Source organism: Crystallibacter permensis, assembly GCF_025960875.1.
Taxonomy (GTDB): domain Bacteria; phylum Actinomycetota; class Actinomycetes; order Actinomycetales; family Micrococcaceae; genus Crystallibacter; species Crystallibacter permensis.
In genome coordinates, this window is sequence record NZ_JAODLR010000025.1 from 43,541 (window position 1) to 63,323 (window position 19,783).

General features: G+C 65.3%; 13 protein-coding genes. 8 read left to right on the plus strand and 5 right to left on the minus strand.

The annotated features are described in order from the left end of the window. Nucleotide 1: 1 nt before the first annotated feature. Nucleotides 2-985, plus strand: a complete 984-nt coding sequence (gene rlmB / locus B0G38_RS20230; RefSeq protein ID WP_264671108.1) for a 23S rRNA (guanosine(2251)-2'-O)-methyltransferase RlmB — start codon at nucleotides 2-4, stop codon at nucleotides 983-985. Between the two features lie 167 nt (nucleotides 986-1,152). Further along, entirely contained in the window at nucleotides 1,153-3,168 is a 2,016-nt protein-coding gene (gene glgX / locus B0G38_RS20235) for a glycogen debranching protein GlgX (RefSeq protein WP_264671121.1), read from the plus strand. 109 nt (nucleotides 3,169-3,277) lie between these two features. Here glgX and B0G38_RS20240 read toward each other — a convergent pair whose 3' ends face one another. Genes B0G38_RS20240 through B0G38_RS20255 form a run of 4 tightly spaced genes read right to left on the minus strand, consistent with a single transcriptional unit; the run spans nucleotide 3,278 to nucleotide 6,376 of the window. Further along, nucleotides 3,278-3,889 (minus strand): DUF3618 domain-containing protein, encoded by a 612-nt coding sequence (locus tag B0G38_RS20240; protein ID WP_264671109.1) that lies wholly within the window; start codon nucleotides 3,887-3,889, stop codon nucleotides 3,278-3,280. After that, entirely contained in the window at nucleotides 3,886-4,329 is a 444-nt protein-coding gene (locus B0G38_RS20245) for a phage holin family protein (RefSeq protein ID WP_264671110.1), read from the minus strand. Before B0G38_RS20245 ends, B0G38_RS20240 begins: the two co-directional genes overlap by 4 nt. Then, complete coding sequence (locus B0G38_RS20250; protein ID WP_264671111.1) at nucleotides 4,326-5,252, minus strand: hypothetical protein; 927 nt, start codon at nucleotides 5,250-5,252, stop codon at nucleotides 4,326-4,328. Before B0G38_RS20250 ends, B0G38_RS20245 begins: the two co-directional genes overlap by 4 nt. A gap of 47 nt (nucleotides 5,253-5,299) precedes the next feature. After that, on the minus strand, nucleotides 5,300-6,376 hold the full coding sequence (locus B0G38_RS20255) for a YihY/virulence factor BrkB family protein (protein WP_264671112.1): 1,077 nt from the start codon (nucleotides 6,374-6,376) through the stop codon (nucleotides 5,300-5,302). Nucleotides 6,377-6,473: 97 nt separating this feature from the next. Here B0G38_RS20255 and B0G38_RS20260 point away from each other — a divergent pair, with 97 nt between their 5' ends. Genes B0G38_RS20260 through B0G38_RS20270 form a run of 3 tightly spaced genes read left to right on the plus strand, consistent with a single transcriptional unit; the run spans nucleotide 6,474 to nucleotide 8,924 of the window. After that, complete coding sequence (locus tag B0G38_RS20260) at nucleotides 6,474-7,502, plus strand: iron-containing redox enzyme family protein (RefSeq protein WP_264671113.1); 1,029 nt, start codon at nucleotides 6,474-6,476, stop codon at nucleotides 7,500-7,502. Between the two features lie 43 nt (nucleotides 7,503-7,545). Beyond that, nucleotides 7,546-8,721, plus strand: a complete 1,176-nt coding sequence (locus B0G38_RS20265) for a glycosyltransferase family 2 protein (RefSeq protein ID WP_264671114.1) — start codon at nucleotides 7,546-7,548, stop codon at nucleotides 8,719-8,721. Between the two features lie 20 nt (nucleotides 8,722-8,741). Next, nucleotides 8,742-8,924 carry a CDGSH iron-sulfur domain-containing protein gene (locus tag B0G38_RS20270; protein WP_264671122.1) on the plus strand — a complete coding sequence of 61 codons (183 nt, stop codon included), beginning with the start codon at nucleotides 8,742-8,744 and terminating at the stop codon, nucleotides 8,922-8,924. A gap of 21 nt (nucleotides 8,925-8,945) precedes the next feature. On the opposite strand, the gene glgP is transcribed toward B0G38_RS20270, so the two are convergent. Beyond that, nucleotides 8,946-11,573 (minus strand): alpha-glucan family phosphorylase, encoded by a 2,628-nt coding sequence (gene glgP, locus B0G38_RS20275; RefSeq protein WP_264671115.1) that lies wholly within the window; start codon nucleotides 11,571-11,573, stop codon nucleotides 8,946-8,948. 133 nt (nucleotides 11,574-11,706) lie between these two features. Between glgP and B0G38_RS20280 the strand changes: the two genes are divergently transcribed. From B0G38_RS20280 to glgB, 3 genes are read left to right on the plus strand one after another with little or no spacing between them, the layout of a single operon-like run. Next, nucleotides 11,707-13,776 (plus strand): alpha-1,4-glucan--maltose-1-phosphate maltosyltransferase, encoded by a 2,070-nt coding sequence (locus tag B0G38_RS20280; protein WP_264671116.1) that lies wholly within the window; start codon nucleotides 11,707-11,709, stop codon nucleotides 13,774-13,776. Beyond that, entirely contained in the window at nucleotides 13,776-15,572 is a 1,797-nt protein-coding gene (gene treS, locus B0G38_RS20285) for a maltose alpha-D-glucosyltransferase (protein ID WP_169993004.1), read from the plus strand. The genes B0G38_RS20280 and treS overlap by 1 nt, the downstream gene beginning before the upstream one ends. Continuing rightward, complete coding sequence (gene glgB / locus B0G38_RS20290; RefSeq protein ID WP_264671117.1) at nucleotides 15,569-19,369, plus strand: 1,4-alpha-glucan branching protein GlgB; 3,801 nt, start codon at nucleotides 15,569-15,571, stop codon at nucleotides 19,367-19,369. The genes treS and glgB overlap by 4 nt, the downstream gene beginning before the upstream one ends. The last annotated feature ends 414 nt before the right edge of the window (nucleotides 19,370-19,783 follow it).

Consider the following 19,783-nt stretch of genomic DNA (forward strand, 5'->3'; position numbering starts at 1 on the left):
CATGGCCAACAAAGGACGCCCAGGAGCGGTGCGCAAGACCAAGAAGGGCCCCACCACGGGGACCGGAGGGCACGGGCGCAAGTCCCTCGAAGGCAAGGGGCCGACCCCGAAGGCAGAGGACCGGCCGTACCACAAGGCTTACCGCGGCAAGGAACTCGCCGAGCGTTCCGCCGCCAAGCGGCCCGCAGGCCGGGCCGGCGCCTCCCGCGGACGCAGCAAGACCGCCGAGGAAGTCGTCACCGGGCGCAACTCCGTGGTGGAGGCACTGCGCGCCGGAGTGCCGGCGAAGGCATTGCACGTGGCGGTCCGGGTGGAAATGGATGACCGGGTCAAGGAATCCCTGAAGATCGCTGCCGAACGCGGTATCCCGGTGATGGAAACCCATAAGCCGGAGCTGGACCGGATGACCGACGACGCCGTCCACCAGGGCCTGGTCCTGCAGATCCCGCCGTACGATTACCAGGACGCGCTGGAACTGGCCGAAGAAACCATGGCCAAGTTCAAGAAGGGCTACATTCGCAACGCCCCGCTGTTTGTCGCGCTGGACGGCATCACGGACCCCCGCAACCTCGGCGCCATCATCCGCTCGGCCTCGGCCTTCAGCGGTCACGGCGTCATTGTGCCGGAGCGCCGCTCGGTGGGCATGACGGCCTCCGCCTGGAAGACCAGCGCCGGTGCGGCCGTGCGCGTACCGGTGGCCCGCGCCTCCAACCTGAACAACGCGCTCAAGGCCTTCAAGGAACTGGGCATCTACGTCCTGGGACTCGACGGCGGCGGAGACGTTTCGCTGCCCGGGCTGGAACTGGCGACCGAACCGTTGTGCATCGTGGTCGGTTCCGAGGGCAAGGGCCTGTCCCGGCTCGTCCGCGAGAACTGCGACCAGATTGTCTCCATCCCGATCGACTCCGACATGGAATCGCTGAACGCCTCCATGGCCGTGGGCATCAGCCTGTACGAAGTATCCCGGCAGCGCGCCGCGCAATAGTGCCGCCGTACCAACAGAACAGGCAGATTTTGGCCGATCCCGTCACTCCCGTCAACAGCACCGCCAACCCGAGCGTCGGCAGGCAAACCGCCGGGCACCGGGGCAGCGAGGGCCGTTCCTCCCGGACCTCCAGTCCCGCACCGCTGGGCGTCAGCGCCGGTGCTGCCGTGCTGTTGGCCGGGGAGGTCAACGTCGCGGTGTTCGCACCGGCGGTTGACGCACTGGACATCCATTTCGAGGACGCCGACGGCCGGTGGGTTTCCGTGCTGCTGCCGGAGCTGACCGACGGCGTGCACCACGGGATCGTCCGGGGTCTGCTCCCCGGCAGCCGCTACGCGTTGTGGCCGCACGGCAAAACACTGCCCGACGGCGGTGCGGGGCAACTGCTGCTGGATCCTTACGGCCGGGCGATCGACGACGACGGCGGCATCTTCCGTTCGGTACACGTGGACGCCGGGTTCGACTGGGCCGGAGATACACCGCCGGACGTACCGTGGCGGGACACGGTGGTCTACGAGTGCCACCTCAAAGGCCAGACGAAGCTGCACCCGCAGATTCCCGAAGAGCTCCGCGGAACGTACGCGGGCCTGGCACACCCGGTCATGCTCGAGTACTTCAAGAACCTGGGCATCACTGCCGTGCAGCTGCTCCCGGTGCATTTCCATATCGACGAGCCGCACCTGCAGGAGCTGGGGCTGTCCAACTACTGGGGCTACAACACCCTGGGCTTTTTCGCCCCGCACGCCCGGTACGCCACCAAGGCCGCCCGCGCCGCGGGGCCGAAGGCTGTGCAGGACGAGTTCAAGTCCATGGTCAAGCGCCTGCATGAAGCCGGACTCGAAGTCATCCTCGACGTGGTCTACAACCACACTGCCGAGGGCGGCAAACACCAGCAGACCTACTCCTTCCGCGGGCTGGGTGACGAGGTCTACTACCGCCACGACGGCCACGGAAACTATCTGGACACCACCGGCTGCGGCAATACCCTCGACCTGAACGAGCCGCAGGTCCTGGCCCTGGTGCTGGACTCGCTGCGGTACTGGGTTCAGGAATTCCGTATCGATGGTTTCCGCTTTGACCTGGCCGTCTCGCTCTGCCGCGACCCGGACGGGCATTTCAACCCGCGGCATCCGTTTCTGCGTGCGACGGCGGAAGACCCCACCTTGTCCCGGGTCAAACTGATTTCCGAGCCGTGGGACGTGGCGCCGGGCGGCTGGCAGACCGGTAACTTTCCCGCCGGCTGGGCGGATTGGAACGACCGCTTCCGCGATACCGTCCGGGACTTCTGGCTCGGCGACCAGCACGCGATCAGCCAGGGCATGCCGGGCGGATCGGTGGCACGGCTGGCGAGCCGTCTGGCCGGCTCGGCCGATGTCTTCGCCGGTTCCGGCCGCAGTTCGCTGGCTTCGGTAAACTTCATCACCGCCCATGACGGTTTTACCCTCGCGGACCTGACAGCGTACGACCGCAAGCACAACGAGGACAACGGCGAAGAAAACCGGGACGGAACCAACCACAACCGCAGCTACAACCACGGGGTCGAAGGTCCCACGGGTGACGCGGCCATTTTGGACGCGCGGGCCCGCTCCGCCCGGAACCTGATGGCCACGCTGCTGCTCTCGCTCGGCGTCCCGATGATCACCGCCGGGGACGAGCTGGGCAAATCCCAGCACGGAAACAACAACGCGTACTGCCAGGACAATGAGCTCTCTTGGCTCAACTGGGTGCTCGATGATCGCCAGGAACAAATGTTCAAGACCACGCGGCGGTTGCTGCGGATCCGGCAGTCCTTCCTGACCAGCCAGCCGCACAGTTATCCGACCCGGGAACAGAGCTCCTATCTGCTGTGGTTCAACGAAGCCGGCGAACCGATGACGCAGGAGCAGTGGACCGATCCGGGCAGCCGGACGGTCCAGTTGCTGATGGGCTCGCCGGACGGCGTCATCGACGGGCTGGTGGTGATCAACGGCCGGTACGAGCCGCGCAAGATCACTATGCCCAGCGCCGGCGCCTTGAAGGATTTCGGCGTCATGGACGGCCACAACCGGATGTTTGAGCTGGTCCTGACTACTTCGAAGCTGGATGACCAGCGCCGCGGCGCCAAGGTACGCAGCGGGGAGCGCGAGATCATCGGCGCGGATGCCCTCAGCGTCTACCGCGCCTGGCTCCCGGGCGAAAACTAGAGAACGACGGCGGTGTGCACCACCGCCGTCGTTCCCCCTTACCCGTCTTGGCCAGGTTCCGCTCTGCTACAGTCGCGGACCAATCCGGAGCGGATACCCCTAAAGCCGCCTACATCCGGCCGGCCGGCGGGTCCTGGACGTGCTGCCGTGCCGTGTCGGCGCGGTCCTTGACGTCCTGCGCTGCGGTCTGGCCTTCGGCCTTGACGTTCTCCGTCGATTCCTTGGCCGAAGTCTTCAGATCCTCTGCCGCTTGCCGGGCAGGCTCCTTCATGTCCTGAGCCACCTGCTGGGCGGAGCCCTTGACCTCCTCGACCAGGGGCTGGGCCTGGTCCTTCACCTTTTCGGCCGCCTGCTGCTCTACCTTGCTGGCGGGGAACAGCGAGGAGACAAGCCAGCCGGCGCCGAAGGCGATCAGGCCGGCGGCCAGCGGGTTGCCCTCGGTCTTGCGGGCAATCTGGTGCGGTGCGTCGCTGACTGCCTCGCCGGCGTCGTGCGCCATGGACCGGGCCGAGCCGCCCGCGTCATCCTTGGCACCCATGACGGAGTCCTTGGCTCCCATGACCTTGTCCTTGGCCCGGCCAACGGAGTCCTTCACCTTGTCCGTCTGCCGGTGCACAATGTTCGAGGGCGAGGTCTTCTCCGCGACGGCGTCTACATCCGTGCCAAGCCGTGCCCGGGTACGTTCGATGTCTGCTCGGATTTCTTCTGGTGACTGGCTCATCGTGCTTCCTCACTGGGCTTGAGAGTATCGGGTATTTTCTTGACGGACTCCGTGGTGCGTGGCATCCCTTGGATGGCCTTCATCTGCTTCTTGCCGACGGCGAAGAGGATGGCGCCGATGATTGCCCAAATGACGGCGACAATCACCGCGGACCAGCCCCAGCCGATGAGGGAGCCGATGGCATCCCAAAGGCCGATAGAGAGGAACAGCAAGACGAAGTGGCCCGCGACCGCGGCGCCAACCATCATCCCTGCTCCCTTGCCGGCCCTTGTACCGGATTCCTTGAGTTCGGCTTTGGCCAGTTCCAGTTCCTGGCGCATCAGCAACGAAAGGTCACGGCTGACTTCGCCGAGCAGATCGCCCAGCGACTCGTTCTCGGCCTTGACCTCGGCGCGCGTGGGTGGAACCTGACCGGGATCGGGCACGCGGTTCTCGGTCATCGGCTCCCACCGCCCTCATACGGGTCCCGTTCCGGAATGGCCGTGCCCCGGCCGCCGGTAGGCGGCTCCTCCGGGTAGCTGATGGTCTCCGGCGTGCCAGCCGCTCCGCCGAGTCCGGAATTTGTTTCCTGGCGCTCGGTGGCACCGGTCGGGGTAGCGGAGGGATACCCGATGGTTTCCGGGGCTCCGGCCGCGCCGCCGAGTGCCGAGCCTGTCTGCGCACCCGGGGCCGCGAAGCCCGCGGCACTTTGGGTGTCGTAGTCATAGTCGGAGACTGCCGGCGTCGCGCGGTGTGCGCCGCCGTACTGCGTTGCACCGGTCTGTCCTGTCTGTCCGGATCCGCCGCTGTCCGCGGTCATGCCACGGGTGAGGCGGCCGGCCAGCAGTCCGGCGCCGGCCGCGATCGCGAGGAAGGCGCCGGGACGTTGGCGCGCAAAACGCTTGCACTCGTCCAGCAGCGAGCCCGGATCACGGTTCTCCAGCCAGCCCGCCACGGAGCCCGCCTTGTCGGCCGCCTGGCCCACAAGATTGGTCGCCGTGCCGGAACTTTCGGAGTTTTGGGACATGGAGCGGAGCTCGTCGCCGATGGAGCGCAGGCCCGATGCCACGCGCTGCTGCTGGCTGCTGGCCTGGCTTTTGACGTCGTCGCCGAGCTCGGACATCAGGCCGCGGGCCTTCTCCTTGGCCTCGTGTGCTACCTGCTTCGCCTCGCCCTTGGCCGTTTCCTTGACGTGCTCTCCGGCGGCTTTGCTCTCGCGGCCTACTTCCCTGGCCTCTTCCTTGGCTGCATCGCTCTTGGACTGCTGGCCTGCCGGCGTGGCATAGGGATCCGGGGCGTAGGGATCCTGGCTGACCGGGCCGCCGGGCTGGTTGGCGCCGGGAATGCCGTCGTCGTAATTGCCGGTATTCGGATTCGTAGTCATCGCAATTCCTTTTCCTCGTCGGTTTCTTCCTGCGGAGCAGATGATGGTTAGCCTGGGCCGCCGGAATCATCCTCGGTCTGGGCGTACTTGCGGCGCAGAGAACGGCCGCGCTCTATGTCCTCCTTTTCTTTTTCGAGCTGCTTGTCGCTCTTGCGGGTATCACGAGGCGGCAACTGGATGGTTTCTTCCGCCTCGATGCCTGCCTGCAGCTGGCGGCCGCGTTCGGTTTCTGCATCGAACTCGGCGCCGAAGAGCAGGGACAGATTGGCCAGCCAGAACCACAGCAGCAGCACGATCATGCCGCCGATAGCGCCGTAGGTCCGGTTGTAGTTGGAAAAATTGGCTACGTAGAAGGCAAAACCGGCAGTGGCCAAAGCCAGTACCAGCAGCGCTATGAACGCGCCCATGCTCATCCAGCGGAATTTCGGTTGTTTCACGTTGGGCGTGGCGTAGTAGAGCAGCGCCACCACCAGCACGGCAAAGGCAATCAACACGGGCCACTTGGCAATGTTCCACACCGTCAGTGCCACGCCGCCCAGTCCGATGGCCGAGCCCAGGCCTTCCGCAACGGGACCGGACAGAATCAGGATGAGCAGCATCAGCGCGGCCAGCACCACCACTACCAGAGTGATCAGCAGCATGACCGGACGCAGCTTCCAGAACGGCCGGCCCTCCTCGATTTCATAGATCCGGTTCATCGCGCGGCTAAAGGCGTTCACATAGCCGGAGGCGGACCACAGTGCACCGACGACACCGACGATCAGCGCAAGACCGGCGGTGGGTGCACTGGCCAACTGCTCGATCGGCTGGCGCATGGTGTCTGCCGCCTGTCCAGGTGCCACGCGTTCGAGCATGTCTGTCATGAATGTGGTGGTCTGCTCGCCCTGTCCGAAAACACCGAGCAGTGAGACCAGCGCCAACAGCGCCGGGAACAAGGACAGCACCGCGTAGTAGGTCAGGGCAGCAGCCAAATCTGTGCACTGGTCCGCAGAGAATTCGCGCATGGACTTGCGAAAGACATAGAGCCAAGACGGCTTCTTGATGTCGCCGGGGGAGCCGGGTTTCCGGGAGTCTTCGGGCGATGGCGCCTTGGAACCCTTTGCCGCCGTTTCTTCGTGTGTCATGATCACCTCCTGGGGAGAGCCCAACATGGTCGGACAAATTCCATCGTATTGGTAAGTATGCTTAGAAGTAAGGGGTTCCCCTGGAACAGGAGAAATAATGAAAATGCCTACGCCTCGCGGACCGGTGAGCTCGATCCTGATGGACATCCTCGCCACGGCGCCGCAACACCATGTACCCGCGCTGGCGAGGCTGGGCCCCGCCATGGAAGCGGCGGCCGGTGTGCAGCTCATGGACGACGACGACCTGCAGCTTGCGCTCTTCTGCCTCTACGAGCTGCACTACGGCGGCATCGAGGGCGTGGACGACCGGTGGGAATGGCATCCGGAGCTGACCGCCTTCCGGCTGGAGCTGGAACGCCGCTTCGAGGGCGTCCTCCGCCGGATGGCCAACGTGCCCGACGCGCCACCACCCATTGCCGCGGACGTGGCGGCGGCGCTGTTCAAGCTCACGGGGGACGACGACGGCCCCAGCGTTTCGAAATACGTCGCCAGGGAAGCGACCGCGGAGCAACTGCGGGAGTTCCTGATCCACCGGTCCGTGTACCAGCTCAAGGAAGCGGATCCGCACAGCTGGGCAATCCCGCGGCTGACCGGACGGGCCAAGGCGGCCCTGGTGGAAATCCAGGCGGACGAATATGGCGGTGGCCGGCCGGAGAGGATGCATTCGGCTCTCTTCGCCCGGTCCATGCGTGGCCTGGGGCTGGACGATCAGTACGGCACGTATGTGGACCTGATCCCTGCCGTAACGCTGGCCTCGGTCAACATGATGTCGTTGTTCGGTCTGAACCGGCGGCTGCGCGGGGCGATCGTGGGGCACCTGGCGGCGTACGAAATGACCTCATCCATCCCGAACAAGTTCTACAGCCGGGGCTTCCGCCGCCACGGCCACGGCGAGGATGTGACCGGCTACTTCGACGAGCATGTCGAGGCCGACGCCGTCCACGAGCAGATCGCCGGGCGCGATCTGGCCGGCGGGCTCGCGGAGGCGGAACCGAACCTGCTGCCGGACATTCTGTTCGGGGCCGCAGCGGCTTTGGCCGTGGATGCCTTGGTGGGTACGCACCAGCTTTCAGCGTGGCAGGCCGGGCGTAGCTCGCTGCGGATCCCGCTGGACCTGGCGGCATGAGCGGCGGCGGTCCTGTCCGTGGGCAGGCGGGCGGGCCACCGGCATGACCGGAACTGAGGGCAGCGGGCAGGAGGTGCAGCTGCCCGAGGCAGAGTACGTTCTGCCGCTGCGCTGGTTTTCGGACGAGGGCCTCGAAGAGCTGACCGGCTACCTTCGCATGCTCTCCGGCTGGATCCGCATCACCGTGGTGGACGGTTCCGCCCCCGGGCTGTACGAGGTGCACGCTGCGGCGTGGGCCGGGCTGGCGGAGCACCGCAGGCCAGAATCCTGGCCGGGACGCAACGGCAAAGTCGCGGGTGTAATGACAGGAGTGCGGCACAGCAGTAAGAAGTACCTGGTGCTGGCCGACGACGACGTCCGCTACACCCTCCCCGCGCTCCGCCGGCTGGTGGAACTGCTGGCGGAGGCAGACGTTGTCCGGCCGCAAAACTACTTCCTGACCCTGCCCTGGCATGCCCGTTGGGACACCGCCCGCACGCTGCTCAACCGCGCTGTGGCCTCGGACTTTCCCGGCACGCTGGGGGTCCGCCGCAGCGCGCTGGAGGCTACGGATGGCTATGACGGGGACGTACTGTTCGAAAACCTGGAGTTGATCCGCACGGTCAAGGCCGCCGGCGGACGGGAACTTCGGGCGGACGATCTTTTCGTCGGCCGGATACCGGCCACAGCCGCACATTTCAGGGGCCAGCGGGTCCGCCAGGCCTACGACGACTTCGCCCAGCCAATCCGGCTGGCCGTGGATCTATCGCTGCTGCCGCTGACGATCTTCGCGGCCCGCCGGCCGTCCCGCTGGATCCCGTTGCTGGCTGCGGCCGTCGCAATAGCGGAGGCCGGACGACGGCGGAAAAACGGGCGCGCTGTCTTCCCGCCGACCTCGGCGCTGTGGGCACCGTGCTGGTTGCTCGAACGCGCCGTCTGCATCTGGCTGGCCGTGGGGCAGCGGCTCGGCGGTGGCGTGAAATACGCCGGCAACCGGATGCCTACGGCCGGCACGCCCCGCTACCAGCTGCGGCGGAAGTACGCCGCCCAACGTTTGCAGCACAGCTCATCACCGCTCTCGCCACGGGACCAGGAAAGGAACATTCCATGCAGCCAGCCGAGCCGATCGAGTCAACCGAGCCAACCTGCAACGAAGCAGACACCGATGAAAGCGCCAGCGCGTCAGGAAGCCCCTGCAGCGCCGCACAGCGAACTGCCGAGCCGGACAATGTCCTCGTAGCCTGCCCGGACGGGCCCTTCCTGCTTCGCGGCGACGTCGAAATCGTGACGCCGGACGGTGAACCGGTACCGCGCCGCCGGAAGACCGTAGCGCTGTGCCGTTGCGGAGCGTCGTCGATCAAGCCGTACTGCGATGGCACGCATAAGCTGATCGGCTTCACTACCGCCGTAGGCACAGCGGAACAGCCTTCCTCGGAGGCGTAATCCGCGTTGGCGGCCAGCCGCCTAATTCGCGTTGGCCACCAGCCCGAGCTCGGCTTTCCCCGCCATGGAGTCATGCAGCGGCAGGACCCGCACGGTGTAGCCAAAGGAACCGGAGCGGTCGATCACGACTTCCCCGCAGAACAGGAATCTGCCCTCGCCCAAGTCCTCTTTAAAGGAAAGCGGATCGAAGCCCGTCTGCTCCAGTTCATCTCCCTCGCCCACCTGGCCGTGGGCTACCTCAACGCAGACATCCGAAGGGTTGAGCTTGCCCAGGCGTACGTAGGCATTGACCCGCAGCGGGTCCCCGATCTGCGGATTGTCGGACACCCCGAGCGAGTCCACATGTTCCACCGACACGTCCGGCCATGCCGCGCGTACCCGCCTGATCCAGGCCGCAAAATCCCGGGCGACGGCGAAGTCCGCGTCGCGGGCGTCGCGGCCTGCGGTGCAGGCGGGCGTGTAGAGCTGGCGGACATAGTCCTCGACCATGCGCTCGGCCGAAACAGCGGGCCCCAGGTTGGCCAGGGTATGCCGGATCATGGCAATCCACTGGTGCGGCAGCCGGTCGGAGGGTGCAACCGGCGCGGACGGCCCGACGGCAGCGGCACCCTCGGTAGCCTCCCCGTAGAAGCGCGGGGCCACGTGGTTCTCCAGCAGGTCGTACAGGGCGGCGGATTCGATGTCGTCGCGGTCCTCGGGGCTGACCACCGAATCCGTTCCGGACGTCGTGGAAGGATTGGCCGTCGGAATCGCCCAGCCGTTGTCGCCGTCGTACATTTCATCCCACCAGCCATCCAGCACGGACAGGTTCAGTCCGCCGTTGATGGCAGCCTTCATGCCCGACGTTCCGCAGGCTTCGAGTGGCCGCAGCGGGTTGTTCAGCCAGACGTCGCAGCCCGGGAAGAGCGTGCGCGCCATGGCGATGTCGTAGTTGGGCAGGAAGACAATCCGATGCCGAATTGCCGGGTCATCAGTAAAACGGACCAGGTCCTGGATCATCCGCTTGCCCTGCTCGTCGGCGGGGTGCGACTTGCCGGCGATGACCAGCTGGATGGGATGCTCCTTGTGCAGCAGCAGTGCCTTGAGCCGGGCCGGATCGCGCAGCATGAGCGTCAGCCGCTTGTACGTGGGCACGCGCCGGGCAAAGCCGATGGTCAGCACGTCCGGGTCCAGTACGTTCTTGGTCCAGGCCAGCTCGGCATCCGTGGCGCCGCGTTTCTTCCACGAGGAGCGCAGCCGCCGCCGGACGTCGTCGATCAGGGTGGAGCGCAGCTCCCGGCGCAGGTTCCAGATCTCCTCGTCATCGACGTCGTAGACCTTGTCCCACTGCCGGGCCACTACGGACTCGGTGCCGAACTTGGCCTTGGCCAGCGCGGCAATCCGGGCATCCACCCAGGTGGGCACGTGGACGCCGTTGGTGACCGAGGCGATGGGCACTTCCTGCGTGTCGAACCCCGGGAAGAGTCCGGAGAACATGCCGCGGGAGACCACGCCGTGCAGCTTGGCCACGCCGTTGGCCCGCTGGGCCAGCCGCAGGCCCATGACGGCCATATTGAATTTGGTGGGATCCCCGCCGTCGTAATTTTCGGCGCCCAGGGCCAGGATCTTCTCAATGGGCACATTCGGAGCCAGGCCGGCGCGGAAGAAATGCTCCACCTGCAGCTTCTCGAAGCGGTCGATCCCGGCCGGGACGGGGGTATGCGTGGTGAAAACCGTGTTGGCGCGGCCCGCGGCCTGTGCCTCGTACCAGTTCAGCCCGGTGTCCATCAGCTCGCGGATCCGTTCGACGCCGAGGAAGCCGGCATGGCCTTCGTTGGTGTGGAAAACTTCCGGCGCGGGTGTGCCCGTCAGCCGCTCGTAGATGCGCAGGGCCTTCACGCCGCCCATGCCCAGCAGCAACTCCTGCTGCAGCCGGTGGTCGCCGCCGCCGCCGTAGAGCCGGTCCGTAATATGACGCGCGGACTCGTCATTGCCGGCCACGTTGGAATCGAGCAGCAGCAGCGGCACGCGCCCGACGTCGGCACGCCAGATGTGCGCGAGCAGGCGGCGCTCATTGGGCAGCGGCAGCTCCACCTGCGCCGGCGTCCCGTCCGGTTCGCGCAGGAGGGTTAGCGGCAGCCCGTCCGGATCCAGCACCGGGTACGTTTCCTGCTGCCAGCCGTCGCGGCTGAGCGACTGCTTGAAATAGCCGGCCGCGTAGAGCAGGCCGACACCGATCAGCGGCACGCCCAGGTCCGAGGCGGCCTTGAGATGGTCCCCGGCGAGAATGCCGAGCCCGCCCGAGTACTGGGGCAGGACCGAACTGATGCCGTATTCGGGGGAGAAATACGCGATGGACGACGGCGCGTCCTCGCCGAGGGTCTGGTACCAGCGGTCATCGCTCAGGTACCGGTCCAGATCGGCGCTGAGCGCCTGGATCTGCTCCACCAGCGCGGCGTCGGCCGCCAGCGCCTGGAGCTGCTCGCGGTTGAACGAGCCCAGCAGCGCTACCGGGTCGTGGCTTTTGGCCCACAGCGCCGGGTCAAGGCGCTCGAACAACTGCTGGGTGGGCTGGTGCCAGGACCAGCGCAAATTGCCTGCCAGCCGGCCCAGGGCGGCGATGCTTTCAGGGAGAACAGTGCGGACCGTAAATCTGCGGATTGCCTTCACCCGGCCTACGGTAGCGCAGATGTAACCATATGTCGGTTTCAAATACGTAAACGCTTGAGTAACGATCCGAATTTGTACCCAGTTCGTCCAGAAGCCTTAGCAAACCGGCACATTTGTCGCTAACGTCTAATCTGTGAGCACATTCACTGAGGAACCGCGTCCGGCACCGTCCAACTCACGCCTGCGCTTTGGCAGGATCCCCATCACCGGGGTCTCTCCGGTGGTGGATTGCGGGCGTTTCCCCGCCAAAACCGTACCCGGCGAGGACATCGAAGTCGCCGCCACGGTCTTCCGCGAGGGCCATGACCGCCTCGGCGTGACCGCCGTGCTTTACGATCCGGACGGCCACGCCGTGCAGCGGACCCACCTGCGTCCGCTCGGCGGCGGAACCGACCGCTGGGCCGGAACCCTACGGCCCACGTCGCCGGGAAACTGGACCTTCACCATTGAAGGCTGGGGCGACCTCTACGCCACCTGGCACCACAACGCCGAGGTGAAGATCGCCGCCGGCGTGGACGTGGACCTGATGCTGGCCGAAGGCATCCGCCTGTTCAACCAGGCCGCCGGACAGGACGGCCGCCCGGCCGGGAACGCCGAGGTCCTGCGCCGCGCGGCCGGCGCCATCGCGGATGAGGGCCGCTCCGCCGAAGACCGTCTGGCCGCGGGAGGCTCGGAAGAGGTCCTTACGGCGGTACGCACCCACCCCATCCGCAGCCTCGTCACCGAGTCGCAGCGGTACCCCATCCTGGTGGAACGGGACCTGGCCGGGCGCGGCGCCTGGTATGAGTTCTTCCCCCGCTCCGAGGGCGCCGTCTTCGATCCGGCCGCCGGCAAATGGACGTCAGGAAACTTTACGACGGCGGCCGAGCGGCTCCCGGCCGTCGCCGACATGGGATTCGACGTCATTTACATGCCCCCGATCCATCCCATCGGCGTGACGAACCGCAAGGGCCCGAACAACACCCTTACCGCCGGGCCGGATGACCCGGGCTCGCCGTGGGCCATCGGCGGCGCCGAGGGCGGCCACGACGCCATCCATCCTGACCTGGGCACGTTCGAGGACTTCGACCGTTTCGTCCAGTCCGCCGCGGACGTGGGGCTCGAAGTGGCCCTGGATCTGGCGCTGCAGTGCTCGCCGGACCACCCCTGGGCCAAGGAGCACCCGGAGTGGTTCACTACCCGCGTGGACGGCACCATTGCCTACGCAGAGAACCCGCCGAAGAAGTATCAGGACATCTACCCGCTGAACTTCGACAACGATCCCGAGGGTCTGTCGGAAGAAGTGCTGCGCATCGTCCGGCTGTGGGTCAGCCACGGAGTGAAGATCTTCCGGGTGGACAATCCGCACACCAAGCCGGTCTGGTTCTGGGAGTGGCTGATCGGCGAGGTCAACGCCACGGACCCGGATGTGGTCTTCCTGGCCGAGGCATTCACGGTGCCGGCGATGATGCATGCGCTGGGCCGGGCGGGGTTCCAGCAGTCCTACAGCTACTTCACCTGGCGCAACCGGAAGACTGAGATCGAGGAGTATCTGACCCAGATCAGCCATGAAACCCCGGCGTTCTTCCGGCCGAACTTCTTCGTGAACACTCCTGACATCCTGACCGAGTTCCTCCAGTACGGCGGACCGGCGGCGTTCAAGATCCGCGCGGTGCTGGCCGCAACGGGAAGCCCGCTCTGGGGCGTCTATGCCGGCTATGAACTCTACGAACATGTCGCCCGGCCCGGCGCCGAGGAATACATCGACAATGAAAAGTACGAGTACAAAGCGCGGGACTTTGCCCGTGCGGAAGCGGAAGGCCGCTCGCTGGCCCCGTACCTGACGCGCCTTAACCACATCCGGCGCGCCCACCCGGCGCTTCTGGACCTGCAGAACCTGACCGTCCACCGGAGCACGGATGACGCCACAGTGGTCTTTTCCAAGCACAAGGAAAACCTGCCGGCCGCGGACGGCAGCGAGGGCACCGGAAAAGACACGATCATCGTCGTCGTAAATGTGGACCCGCACAGCGCCCGCGAATGCACCGTCAGCCTGGACCTCGCCGCACTCGGTCTGGACCCGGCGGACCTGAACGAGGACGGCACCTTCTGGGTGGACGACCTGATCAGCGGAGAAAGCTGGCGGTGGGGCGAGCACAACTACGTGCGGCTGGACGCGCATTTCGAGCCCGCCCACATCCTGCATGTCCGTAGGAGCAGCTAGTGGCCAGTCCCTTCCAACTCCATGCGCCGGGACTGGCGCATGACCCCCACTGGTATCGCAAGGCCGTCTTTTACGAGGTCTTGGTCCGCGGTTTCGCAGATGCCAATGGGGACGGGTCGGGGGACTTCTCGGGGCTGATCGACAAACTGGACTACCTGCAGTGGCTGGGGATCGACTGCCTGTGGGTGCCGCCGTTCTTCAAATCCCCACTGCGCGACGGCGGCTACGACATCGCCGACTATTACGATGTGCTGGACGAATTCGGCACCATCACCGACTTCAAACGGCTGGTGGCCGAGGCCCATGCCCGCGGCGTCCGGGTGATCATCGATCTGCCGCTGAACCACACCTCGGACCAGCATCAGTGGTTCGAGGCGTCGCGGCGGGAACCGGACGGGCCGTACGGGGACTTCTATGTCTGGAGCGACACGGACGAGAAGTACCAGGACGCGCGCATCATCTTCGTCGATACCGAGGAATCCAACTGGGCGTTCGACCCGATCCGGCGGCAGTTCTTCTGGCACCGGTTCTTCAGCCACCAACCGGATCTGAACTACGAGAACCCCAAGGTCATCGAGGCTGTTTTCGACGTCGTCAGGTTTTGGCTGGACCAGGGAATCGACGGTTTCCGTGCGGACGCCATTCCCTACCTCTTCGAAGAGGACGGGACCAACTGCGAAAACCTGCCGGCCACACACAAGTTCCTGCAGGACCTGCGCGCCCTGGTGGACTCGGAGTACCCCGGCCGGGTCATCATCGCCGAGGCCAACCAGATGCCGCATGAAGTCGTGGAGTACTTCGGTGAAAAGACCGACGACGGCGGGTTGGTGCCGGAATGCCACATGTGCTTCCACTTCCCGATCATGCCGCGGCTGTTCTACGCCCTGCGCGACCAGAAGGCCGCACCCATCATCCAGACCATGGAAGAGACACCGGACATTCCCGCCGGCGCACAATGGGGCACGTTCCTGCGCAACCATGACGAGCTGACGTTGGAAATGGTCACTACTGAAGAACGCGAGGCCATGCTCGGCTGGTACGCGCCGGACTCGAGGATGCGGGCCAACATCGGTATTCGGCGCCGGCTGGCTCCGCTGCTGGATAACTCCCGTGCCGAACTCGAGCTGATCCACGCGCTGCTGTTGTCGCTGCCGGGCAGCCCGTTCCTGTACTACGGGGACGAGATCGGCATGGGCGACAACATCTGGCTCGAAGACCGCGATTCCTCCCGCACACCGATGCAGTGGAACCCGGACCGCAATGCCGGATTCTCAACGGCGGACCCGGGCAAGCTTTATCTGCCGGTGGTGCAGTCCCTGGTCTACAACTACAACTACGTCAATGTCGAGGCGCAGCTGGCCCACAGCAGCTCCCTGCTGCACTGGGTGCGCCAAATGCTCGCGGTACGCAAAGCCCATCCTGCCTTCGGGCTCGGGGGCTACCGCAATGTGCCCACAGAAGCCGAATCCGTCCTGGCGTTCATCCGCGAAATCCCGCCGGGCAACCGCGAAGGGGCGGAACCGGAGGCGCTGCTATGCATTTTTAATCTGTCCCAACACCCGGTGGCCGCGCCCCTGCGGATGCCGGAATTTGCGGGGCGGGGTCTGCGCGACTTGTTCGGCGGACTACCGTTTCCCGCCCTTGACGACGCCGGTCAGCTGACCCTGACGCTCGGCAGCCACGATTTCTTCTGGCTGCGGGTGCGTTCGGCCCGGTCCAATCCGGCGTCGCCTTTGACCGAAGCCCTTCCCGTGCTCACTTCGGTGAACACCCGTTCTGAGGTGGAGAGCCCATGACAAACACCGTTACCAATGCTTCGCAGTCCTTGCCCGAATTGCTTCACGACTGGTTGCCGCAGCAGCGATGGTTCCCGGCCAAAGGCAAAGAAACGGTGCTGCACCGGCTCGGCGGCATCCGGCTGCAGGACCCGGCAGACGTCGTCGCGCTGGAGGTCCATATTGTTGCGGTCCACACCGACCAGGACGTCTTTATCGTCAACGTGCCGGTCAGCTTCCGGCCCGAACCACTCGAGGGCGGCGAAGCTGCGCTGATCGGGCAGACCGGACCCGAACCGCGGCAAGGCACGGAAAACTGCTGGCTGTACGACGGCACCCACGACCCGGTATTCGTTGCCGCGTGGCTGGAACTGATGCGGCGGGAATCCGTGACCGCGGATGGCCGTACCCGGGGACACGCCGGCGCAGGCTTCGGAGACTGGCCGGAGTTCGACGCTCCGCTGAAGGCCTCCGTGCTCGCCGGCGAGCAGTCCAACACCTCAGTGGTCGTGGAAACAGACAAAGCATCCCTCATCGTGAAGTTCTTCCGTGTCCTCGAGGCCGGAGCCAATCCCGATGTCGAAATCGGGGCAATGTTGAGCGAGCTTGGCGCCAGCGAGGTTCCCGCCACCTACGGCTGGGTGACCGGAGGCTGGCACACGCCGGGCCAGCACACGGATTCGAATGCGGACAAACTGTGGGACTCCGGGCATCTGAGCGTGCTGCGCGAGTACATCGCGAACAGCAAGGACGCCTGGCGCACCGCCTCGGCGGCGGCCTTGGACGACGCCGATTTCACTAAGGAAGCCGGCGAGCTCGGCCAGGTTACCGGCCGGATCCACCATCAGCTGCGGAAGAGCTTCGGCGCACATGAGGCTACCGAAGAGGAAGCTTCGGCGCTGGCAGCCGAACTGCGCGAGCGGATCCGGTGGGGTTGGGCGCAGGCAGGATCCGCCGTCGGCCCCCTGGACCAGACGGTGGATGAGCTGCTGCGCCGGTTGGAAAACCTCGAGGAACGCCCCGAGCTTCAGCGGATCCACGGCGACTATCACCTCGGCCAGGTCCTTCATTCCGCCGAACGCGGTTGGGTAGTGCTGGACTTTGAAGGCGAACCGCTGCGTCCCATGGGCAGCCGCGGTACCGATGATGTCGCCCTGCGCGACGTCGTAGGCATGCTCCGGTCCTTCGACTACGCGGGCGGCGTCGCGGTCACCACCGCCGAGGGCAATGAATCGGGACAGGTGGAAGCCGCCGCAGACCGCTGGACAGCCGCGGCCGCCGACGCCTTCATCGCTGGTTACGAACGGGAGACCGGGGTCCGCGTCGACACGACGTCCCCGCTGTTCCTGGGCTTGTGGCTGGACAAGGCGCTCTACGAAGTTGTGTATGAACAGCGCAACCGCCCGCGCTGGGTCGGCGTACCGGTCAAGGCAGTCCGCCGCGCGCTGGAACAGCTGCAGACCGCCAACTCTTCTGCCGGCAACTCTTCTACAGCGAGCGACGGCGAACCGGCCGCAAGCGGTTCCGCTGCAGACCGGGCCTCCTCCTCGAAGACGGCACAGGCGGTCGGACCCGCAGCGGCGACGCTTGCCGAAGGCCGGGCCGAAACGTCGGCGACCTCCGCCACCAGTGCCGGCAATCCGGTGCCCGTCGACCAGAACACGCTGTCCGCCGTCGCGCATGGCAGTTACTTCCAGCCGCACGCCGTCCTAGGCGCCCATCTGGATGACCACGGCCATGTCACAGTCCGCTCGCTGCAGCCGCTGGCGGACTCCGTCACCGTCATCACCGCGGCAACACGCGTGTCCATGCAACATGAGCAGGAAGGCGTCTGGGTTGCCACCCTGCCTGCCGAGCGTGCGGGCCATGTGCCGGACTACCGTCTCGAGGTAGTGTACGACGGCGGTGCTCCCCTCCTGGTGGACGATCCGTACCACTACCTGCCGACGCTGGGCGAAATCGACCTGCACCTGATCGGCGAGGGCCGGCACGAAACGCTGTGGACGGCGCTGGGCTCGCATGTCCGCCACTACAATTCCACGCTGGGCGATGTCACCGGCACCAGCTTTGCGGTGTGGGCGCCGAACGCCCAGGCCGTTCGGGTCAAGGGTGACTTCAATGGTTGGAACGCCGTCCGCCATGCCATGCGATCCATGGGCGGGTCCGGCGTTTGGGAAATTTTCATCCCGGGTGTCGCATCGGGCTCGATCTACAAGTACGAGCTGCTGGGCCGCGACGGGCACTGGCATGAGAAAGCGGACCCGATGGCCCGCTGGACCGAGGTGCCGCCGCTGACCGGCTCACGTGTCGTGGATACGCGGTACAACTTTTCCGACGGCGAGTGGCTGGCCCGGCGTGCGGCTCGCGATCCGCACAACTCGCCGATGAGCGTGTACGAAGTGCACCTGGGTTCCTGGCGGGTCGGTCTCGACTACCGCCAGCTGGCAGAACAGCTGGTCGACTACGTCACCTGGCAGGGCTTTACGCATGTCGAGCTGATGCCCGTGGCCGAGCACCCCTTCGGCGGGTCCTGGGGCTACCAGGTCACCTCCTACTACGCGCCGACATCGCGCTTCGGCCATCCGGATGACTTCAAATACCTGGTGGACAAGCTGCACCAGGCCGGCATCGGCATCATCCTGGACTGGGTGCCGGCGCACTTCCCCAAGGACGAGTGGGCCTTGGCGCGCTTCGACGGCCAGCCGCTCTACGAACACGAAGATCCCCGGTTGGGCGAGCACCCCGACTGGGGCACGCTCATCTTCGACTTTGGTCGCCGCGAGGTACGCAACTTCCTGGTAGCCAATGCGCTCTACTGGTTTGAGGAGTTCCACATCGACGGGCTGCGCGTTGATGCTGTCGCTTCCATGCTCTACCGCGACTATTCGCGTGAAGAAGGCCAGTGGTACCCCAACATCCATGGCGGGCGCGAAAACCTCGAAGCCATTTCCTTCCTGCAGGAAGTCAACGCCACGGCCTACAAGCGGGTGCCCGGCATTGTCACCATCGCGGAAGAATCCACCGCGTTCGACGGCGTCACCAGGCCCACCAGCGCCGGCGGACTTGGCTTCGGGCTGAAGTGGAACATGGGCTGGATGCATGACACCCTCCAGTACATTTCGGAGGATCCCGTCAACCGGGTCCACCACCACAACAAGGCCACGTTCTCCATGGTCTACGCTTACACGGAAAACTTCCTGCTCCCGATCAGCCACGACGAGGTCGTGCACGGGAAGGGCTCGATGCTGCGCAAGATGCCGGGGGACCGGTGGCAGCAGCTCGCAAATCTGCGTGCCTACCTTGCTTTCCAGTGGGCGCATCCGGGTAAGCAGCTGATTTTCATGGGCACCGAGTTTGGGCAGGAAGCAGAATGGTCCGAACAACACGGCCTTGACTGGTGGCTGTCCGAGAACGTTCCGCACAAGGGATTGCAGAAGCTGGTGCGGAACCTCAACGCGCTCTACCGCAAGACGCCTGCTCTATACGAACGGGACAACGAACCTGCCGGCTTCCAGTGGATCGACGAAAACGACGGGACGCGCAACACGCTTTCCTTTATCCGCTGGGACAATCACGGCAACCCGGTGGTCTGCATCGCGAACTTCGCCGGACACCCCCACACTGATTTCCGTATCGGGTTGCCTTGGGCCGGTGACTGGCAGGAAGTCCTGAATACGGATGACCCGGAGTACGGGGGATCAGGCGTCGGGAACACGGGACTTGTCGCAGGGGCTGAAGGCGCTTGGAATGGCCATCCGGCCTCCGCCGTGCTGACGGTACCTCCGCTGGGAGTCCTCTATCTGAAGCCGGCGAGCTAAAGCTGCCGCAGCGAAGACCCTTGGAATTCCGCGGGTCTTCGCTTGCCGGCAACCTTGGATTTACATTGGGCCCGGATCGGTGTAGAGTTTATATCCGCGCTGAAGGAACAGTTGAACAGCTCGAAACCACAAAAGACTTAGGTCGAACCTCGTTGAGAGGTGTGCGGTAACGGGTGGATTTGACAGGGACAGGCAGCGCGGGTAAATTTGAAAAGTTGCTCCGGAGCGATGGAGGGCCTTGAAGAAGGGTCCGACTGGTGCCGGGTGCTCCTGTTGTTTGAGAACTCAATAGTGTGCCAAGTTTGTTGATACCAATTATTTTATTGGTTGAATTATTGTCGTGGGGCACCGCCTCCGTGGTGTGCCGCGATGTTTTTTAGCCTGGTTTGAATTTAGTGCAGTGCTGGTTCCCGT

Bases quoted from the DNA above. Each gene is read 5' to 3' on its own strand.
- B0G38_RS20240 (WP_264671109.1), bottom strand. From the start codon at position 3,889: ATGAGCCAGTCACCAGAAGAAATCCGAGCAGACATCGAACGTACCCGG.
- B0G38_RS20255 (WP_264671112.1), bottom strand. From the start codon at position 6,376: ATGACACACGAAGAAACGGCGGCAAAGGGTTCCAAGGCGCCATCGCCC.
- B0G38_RS20260 (WP_264671113.1), top strand. From the start codon at position 6,474: ATGAAAATGCCTACGCCTCGCGGACCGGTGAGCTCGATCCTGATGGAC.
- rlmB (WP_264671108.1), top strand. From the start codon at position 2: ATGGCCAACAAAGGACGCCCAGGAGCGGTGCGCAAGACCAAGAAGGGC.
- glgB (WP_264671117.1), top strand. From the start codon at position 15,569: ATGACAAACACCGTTACCAATGCTTCGCAGTCCTTGCCCGAATTGCTT.
- B0G38_RS20265 (WP_264671114.1), top strand. From the start codon at position 7,546: ATGACCGGAACTGAGGGCAGCGGGCAGGAGGTGCAGCTGCCCGAGGCA.
- B0G38_RS20250 (WP_264671111.1), bottom strand. From the start codon at position 5,252: ATGACTACGAATCCGAATACCGGCAATTACGACGACGGCATTCCCGGC.
- B0G38_RS20245 (WP_264671110.1), bottom strand. From the start codon at position 4,329: ATGACCGAGAACCGCGTGCCCGATCCCGGTCAGGTTCCACCCACGCGC.